General features: G+C 66.8%; 6 protein-coding genes. 4 read left to right on the top strand and 2 right to left on the bottom strand.

From position 1 onward, the window contains the following. Nucleotides 1-73: 73 nt before the first annotated feature. The gene (locus FJ941_RS28815) at nucleotides 74-802 is read right to left on the bottom strand and encodes a gamma-glutamylcyclotransferase (RefSeq protein WP_140510990.1); all 729 of its coding nucleotides are present in this window, start codon (nucleotides 800-802) and stop codon (nucleotides 74-76) included. Nucleotides 803-952: 150 nt separating this feature from the next. Between FJ941_RS28815 and FJ941_RS28810 the strand changes: the two genes are divergently transcribed. Beyond that, complete coding sequence (locus tag FJ941_RS28810; protein ID WP_140510988.1) at nucleotides 953-1,645, top strand: DUF2270 domain-containing protein; 693 nt, start codon at nucleotides 953-955, stop codon at nucleotides 1,643-1,645. Nucleotides 1,646-1,744: 99 nt separating this feature from the next. Continuing rightward, the gene (locus FJ941_RS28805; protein ID WP_246674066.1) at nucleotides 1,745-4,072 is read left to right on the top strand and encodes a cation:proton antiporter; all 2,328 of its coding nucleotides are present in this window, start codon (nucleotides 1,745-1,747) and stop codon (nucleotides 4,070-4,072) included. 12 nt (nucleotides 4,073-4,084) lie between these two features. Here FJ941_RS28805 and FJ941_RS29150 read toward each other — a convergent pair whose 3' ends face one another. Further along, entirely contained in the window at nucleotides 4,085-4,228 is a 144-nt protein-coding gene (locus FJ941_RS29150) for a hypothetical protein (protein WP_181166026.1), read from the bottom strand. A 212-nt stretch (nucleotides 4,229-4,440) separates the two neighbouring features. Here FJ941_RS29150 and FJ941_RS28800 point away from each other — a divergent pair, with 212 nt between their 5' ends. Then, nucleotides 4,441-4,887, top strand: a complete 447-nt coding sequence (locus FJ941_RS28800; RefSeq protein ID WP_140510986.1) for a DOPA 4,5-dioxygenase family protein — start codon at nucleotides 4,441-4,443, stop codon at nucleotides 4,885-4,887. A gap of 76 nt (nucleotides 4,888-4,963) precedes the next feature. After that, on the top strand, nucleotides 4,964-5,852 hold an 889-nt coding region (locus FJ941_RS28795), incomplete at its 3' end, for an ornithine cyclodeaminase family protein (protein WP_140510985.1).

Below are 5,852 nucleotides of genomic sequence, written 5' to 3'. Positions count from 1 at the left end.
CCCCCGCCCTTCGGCGGTCGTCAGCTATTTCCTGTTCACGCAGGCGCATTCGCGCGCGCCGGCTTCCGGTTTTTCAGCGGACGTGGCTCCGCCCGATCTCCCGCGCCACCAGTTCCTGCAATTGCCACAGATTGCGATCGCGGATGCCGCAGGCGTCGAGGTGGCGGATCGTCTCGAACAGATATTGCGCGCCCGAGCCCCAGTGGCCGACGGCTCTGGCCAGCGTCGCCGCGACCGCAGGCTTGTCGAGCTTGCCGGCGTAGCGCGGATTGGCGGGATCGACGACGAAGCCGAGCGCCTGGCCCATCCCGCCTTCGGTGCTGACCCGCAGCCAGCGCGGCACGTTGACGGCGGGCAGGATGGTCATTTCGCGGCGCAGCAGCGCTTCCAGATTGTCGGCTACCGGTTCGGCGATCTCGAACACCATGCCCTGGCACTGGCCGCCACGGTCGAGCGCCATCATCAGGCCAGGCTGATCGAGCGTGCCGCGAAAGCGCTGCACGGTGAAGCAGAACGATCGGTGCCAGCCGCGCGCCACCGCCCGTTCGCCACCCCGCACCTCCCCTGCCGGCTTCCACAGCAGCGAGCCATAGGCGAACAGCTTCAGCGGTCCGGGCGGCGCGCTGGCCAGGACCTCATCGCGAAACCGCGCATAATCCTGGTCAGTCATATAGACCATGCCCGGCGTCGGCCCGGCATCCTCGACCGCGCGCAAGGTGCGCGCCACCAGCGCCTCGGTCAGCGCCATCGGCGGTTTGCGGAGCGCGGATTTGCGCGGTGCGACGGAAATCGGCTTGTTCATTTTCGTGCCTCGGCCATGGCCGCTATGTTGCTCAGCGGAGACAGATACTCAAGAGGCTGCCCGGGCGACCACCCGTCCCATTGGGCGCCGGCGGGGATCGTCATGGAACGACATCGCTCCCGGAACGTTTGATGAGGTTGGGAGGAAGTCATGAACGATGCGCCGGCAACGTCCGTCGGCAGGCCGCTTTTGCCAGGCGAACTGGTCACCGTGATGTCCCATTTCCATCGCGCCGAGATCGCCCGCATGGCCGGCTGGCGCGACCGCCTGGACCGCACCAGCAATTGGGCGATCACGGTTGTCGCGGCGATGCTGTCGGTGTCGCTGTCGACGGCCAGCGCCCATCATGGCGTGCTGCTGTTCGCCATGCTGCTGGTGCTGCTTTTGCTGTGGATCGAGGCGCGCCGCTACCGCTTCTTCGATGTCTACCGCGCCCGCGTGCGCCAGTTCGAGCGCCATTATTTCGCGCAGATCTTCTCGCCGCAGCCCGATTTTGCTTCCGACTGGCTGCTGATCCTCGGCGAGAGCCTGCGCAGGCCGAAATTCTTGGTCTCGCAGCGTGTGGCGCTGGCGCGCCGTTTGCGCCGCAACTACCTGCACATGATGCTGATCCTGCTGCTTGCCTGGATCCTCAAACTGTCGACGCCGAGCCTGATCAACCAAGGCGCGCCGGTCGGCTTTGCCGGCACATTGCGCGAGGCCGTCAGCGCGGCGGCGCTCGGTCCCGTTCCAGGCGCGGCCATCGTCGCCGTGGTTGCCTTCCTCTATGCCGGCCTGGTGGCGGCCGCCTTCCTGACGCCGGGCGATGACGGCGAGCTCTCCTTCGGTGACGTCCACGTCTGAGTTCGACATCTGACGCAATAACTCGCAACGGATGGCTGCAACGCAAAGGTCAGCCGCGCGTTGTTATGGTCAGTCCGCGGCGGCGTCTTGAAGGGACCCATGATCCACCTAACGGCAACGAGATCGCACGGCGCCGCGGTCGCCTTTTCGCTGGCCGTTCTCCTTCTGGCACCGGCAAGCCACGCGCTGGCCGCTCAGCCGGCCGGTCACGCCTCTGGCATGGGCGGCTCGGCCGAAGGGCTGTTCGTCGCCGAGATCGTCCTCCTGCTTCTGGTCGGCCGTGGCCTTGGCGAGATCTTCCAGCGTTATCGCCAGCCGGCGATCATGGGCCAGCTGATTGGCGGCATCCTGCTCGGGCCGTCGCTGTTCGGCTGGCTCTGGCCCGACGCCCAGCACCTGATCTTTTCCACCGACCCCGCGCAGAAAAGCATGATCGATGCCGTCTCGCAGCTCGGCATCCTGCTGCTCCTCCTGCTGACCGGCATGGAGACGGATCTGCGCCTCGTGCGGCGGGTGGGCGCGGCCTGTTTTTCGATCTCGATCACCGGCGTCGTCGTGCCCTTTGCGTGCGGCTTCGCGCTGGCGCAGGTACTGCCGGATTCCCTTCTGCCCGAGCCGACCGAGCGCATCGTCGCCGGCCTGTTCCTTGGCACGGCGCTGTCGATCTCCTCGGTCAAGATCGTCGCCATGGTGGTCCGTGAAATGAATTTCATGCGCCGCAACCTCGGCCAGATCATCGTCTCCTCGGCGATCATCGAGGACACGTTCGGCTGGCTGATCATCGCCGTCACCTTCGGCATCGCCACCAATGGCAGCCTGCAGGTGGTGCCGCTCATCACGACGGTGGCCGAAGTGGCGCTGTTCATGGTGTTTTCCTTCACCATCGGCCGCCGCGTGGTGTTCACCCTGATCCGCTGGAGCAATGATAGTTTCCGCAGCGAATACGCCGTCATATCGGTCATCCTCATCATCATGGGCGTGATGGCGCTGATCACCAATCTGATCGGCGTGCACACCGTGCTCGGCGCCTTCGTCGCCGGCATACTGGTCGGGGAATCGCCGATCCTGTCCAACCACATAGAGAGCCAGTTGCGCGGCGTCATCACGGCGCTGTTCATGCCGGTGTTCTTCGGCATGGCCGGCCTGTCCGCCGACCTCACCGTGCTTGCCGACCCGACGCTGGCGCTGCTGACGCTGGCGCTGGTGCTGATCGCCAGCATCGGCAAATTCTCGGGCGCCTTCCTCGGCGGCCGGCTGTCCGGCATGTCGCTGAAGGAGGCCACCGCCATCGGCAGCGCCATGAACGCGCGCGGCTCGACCGAGGTCATCGTCGCCTCGATCGGCCTGTCGATGAACATCCTCTCCCACAATCTGTTCACGATGATCGTCACCATGGCCGTCATCACCACGCTGGCCATGCCGCCGATGCTGCGCTGGGCGCTCGGCCGGCTGCCGGTCGGCGATGCGGAAAAGCAGCGCGTCGACCGCGAACTGCTCGACGAGCGCGGCTTCGTCTCCAAGCTGGAGCGGTTGCTGCTGCTCGTCGACGACAGCCCGGTCGGCAAGTTCGCCGCCTATCTCGGCGGTTTGGTCGGCGGCGGCAGCGGCATGCCGACCACGCTGCTCCACCTCGAGGGCGGGCAACTGCCCGGCCCTGCCCGCGACAAAGGTCCCGAGCGGGCCTCGCAGCAGGTCAAGAAGGGGGCGGCCAGGAGTGCCAGGGCTGTCCGCAAGGCCGAGGATACACCCGTCGACAAGGTCCACCTCACGGCCCGTACCGAGCTTCAGGCCACCACCGAAACGATCGCCGCCGAAGCGCGCAAGGGCTACGGCCTTCTGCTGGTCGGGCTGGACGACGCGATGACCGACAAAGGCACCTTCAGCGGTACCCTGAAGGATATCACCAGCGGCTTCGACGGCCCGCTCTGCCTGGTGCTGAATGGCGCCAAATCCAGCGGCAAGATGCCGTTGCTGCGCGCCGGCGCGACCATCCTGGTTCCCGTGAACGGCACCGAAGTCGCGCGGCGCGCGGCCGATTTCGCGCTCGCCTTGGCGCGGCCGCACCGGGCCCGCGTGAAAGCCCTCTATGTCTCGCAGGCCCGCAAGGGCAGCCCGCCAAGCTCGGTTTCGCACCGCCGCGAGGAGGCCGTGCTCAAGGATGTCGCCGATCTCGCCGACCGCTACGGCGTTGCCGTCGAAACCGCGATCAGGACGCGTGCCACGCCCGACAGGGCCATCGCCAGGGAGGCGGGCAAGGGCGCCGCCATGGTGGTGATGGGCGTCACGCAGCGGCCAGGCGACGAGCTGTTCTTCGGCGACACGGCGACCGCCGTGCTGGCCGCCGTCGCCTGCCCGGTCGTGCTTCTGGCCAGCGACCGCGTCAGGCGAGCCGAAGCCGAGGAGGCGGCAACCGAGACCGGCGCCTGATGCTCTACGGTGCTACAGGCCGAGGAACTGCCGCCCGATCACATAGCCCAGCGCCGCCGCGACGAGCGGGAACAGCGCCGGCGCGACCTTGCCGAAGAAGGAGACGCTGGTGTCCCTGGGCGGCACATAGCGTCCATTGCCGAGATTCTTGGTCATTGCGTACCCCACGCCATCATATAATTAGCAGATGCTTATTGACGCATGGCCGAATTAACGGGTTGCAAAGAAATTCGATCGAATAGCCGACCATTGGGCGGCGCCCACAGCCTGTTTGTCGCTGGTCTCTGCGCACGCCGCCCCGGCTACAGACAAGATACCCGCGCTTCGGCTAAAGTTCCGCCGGACACGACACCAGGGGGAGAACCGAGATGAGCAAAGCCAGTTCAACGCCGGCCGGGCAGCCGAGCCCCCTCAATCCAAGGCAACTCGCCGAGATCGCCAGCTACCACGCCCACATCTACTATGACGGGCAGGCCGAGCGGCAGCACGCCGAATGGCTGCGCCAGCGCATCGCGGAACGTTTCCGCGTGCGCCTGGGCAATTGGCACGACGGACCAGTCGGCCCGCACGGGCAGGCCATGTACCAGGTCTCCTTCGCCCCCGGGATTTTCGCGACGCTGGTTCCCTGGCTGATGCTGAACCACCAGGGCCTCAGCATCCTCATCCACCCCAACACCACCAACCCCAAGCGCGACCACCTGGTCGACCCGATCTGGATCGGGCGGGCGCTGGCGGTGCACGGGGAGGTTCTGGGCGAGGAGCATGAGGCGGAAGAGGCGCTGGAGGTGAATACGGAGCCGACGCTGGGGGCGTGAGGGCGCCCGCGATGAGGGAGCCGTTTGACACTTTCGCGGGTATGATGATCCATCGGGGAATGACAGGACGAAACCCTTGGCCGGCGAAACCTTGCCCTATCTGTCATCCCGGCTGCTCGACCGCCTGTCGATCTCGACAGTCGACATGGTCGACGAGATCGAACGCCAGATCGTCGGCCAGCGGCGCGGCGAAGTCTGGTGCGCGCCGAAGGCGGTCGTGCTGCCGGGCGACGACCGCTACATCATGGCGACGCTGGGCGTAGCGTCCACGCCGCCCGTGCTGGCGACGAAATCGCTGGTCGTCAATCCGCGCAACGCCGGGCGCGGACTGCCGACGCTCAATTCGCTGATCACGCTGCTCGACGCCGAGACCGGGCTGCCGCTTGCCTTGGTCGACGGTAATTGGGTGACCGAGAAACGCACCGCCGCCTTGAGCGCCGTCGCCGCCAGGCGCATGGCGCGCGGCGACGCGTCATCCCTGGCCTTCATCGGCTGCGGCGTGCAGGCCCGCGGCCACCTCGAAGCCTTCGCCAACCTCTTCCCCTTGCGCGAAATCCGCGCCTACGGCCGCGGCGTCGCCAACCGCGACGCGCTGTGCCAAATGGCGCGCTCGCGCGGACTGGAACCCATCCCCTGCGACACCGCAAGGGAAGCGGTCGAAGGCGCCGACATGGTGGTGACGACGGTGACCCTGGTGCCCAAGCCCGAACCCTTCCTCGACGCCAACTGGCTGAAGCCGGGAAGCTTCACCGTGATGACCGACCAGGCCCTGCCCTGGCTGCCGGAAACCATGCCCCGCTTCGACCGCATCATCGTCGACGATCTGGAGCAGGAGAGGAACATGGCCAAGCCGATGGTCGACCCGGCGATGGTTGCCGGAGATTTGACGGGGCTGGTTTGCGGGGACTTTGCGGGGAGGCAGGGCGCGGGCGAGACGACGGCGTTTGTGTTCCGGGGGCTGGCGG

The organism is Mesorhizobium sp. B2-3-13, assembly GCF_006442195.1.
GTDB classification, from domain to species: Bacteria; Pseudomonadota; Alphaproteobacteria; order Rhizobiales; family Rhizobiaceae; genus Mesorhizobium; species Mesorhizobium salmacidum.
This window is presented reverse-complemented; position numbering and strand designations above follow the sequence as displayed.

What these genes read in the sequence shown, in the direction of transcription:
- FJ941_RS28815 (WP_140510990.1), bottom strand. Translation starts at nt 802, where the DNA reads ATGAACAAGCCGATTTCCGTCGCACCGCGCAAATCCGCGCTCCGCAAA.
- FJ941_RS28810 (WP_140510988.1), top strand. Translation starts at nt 953, where the DNA reads ATGAACGATGCGCCGGCAACGTCCGTCGGCAGGCCGCTTTTGCCAGGC.
- FJ941_RS28805 (WP_246674066.1), top strand. Translation starts at nt 1,745, where the DNA reads ATGATCCACCTAACGGCAACGAGATCGCACGGCGCCGCGGTCGCCTTT.
- FJ941_RS29150 (WP_181166026.1), bottom strand. Translation starts at nt 4,228, where the DNA reads ATGACCAAGAATCTCGGCAATGGACGCTATGTGCCGCCCAGGGACACC.
- FJ941_RS28800 (WP_140510986.1), top strand. Translation starts at nt 4,441, where the DNA reads ATGAGCAAAGCCAGTTCAACGCCGGCCGGGCAGCCGAGCCCCCTCAAT.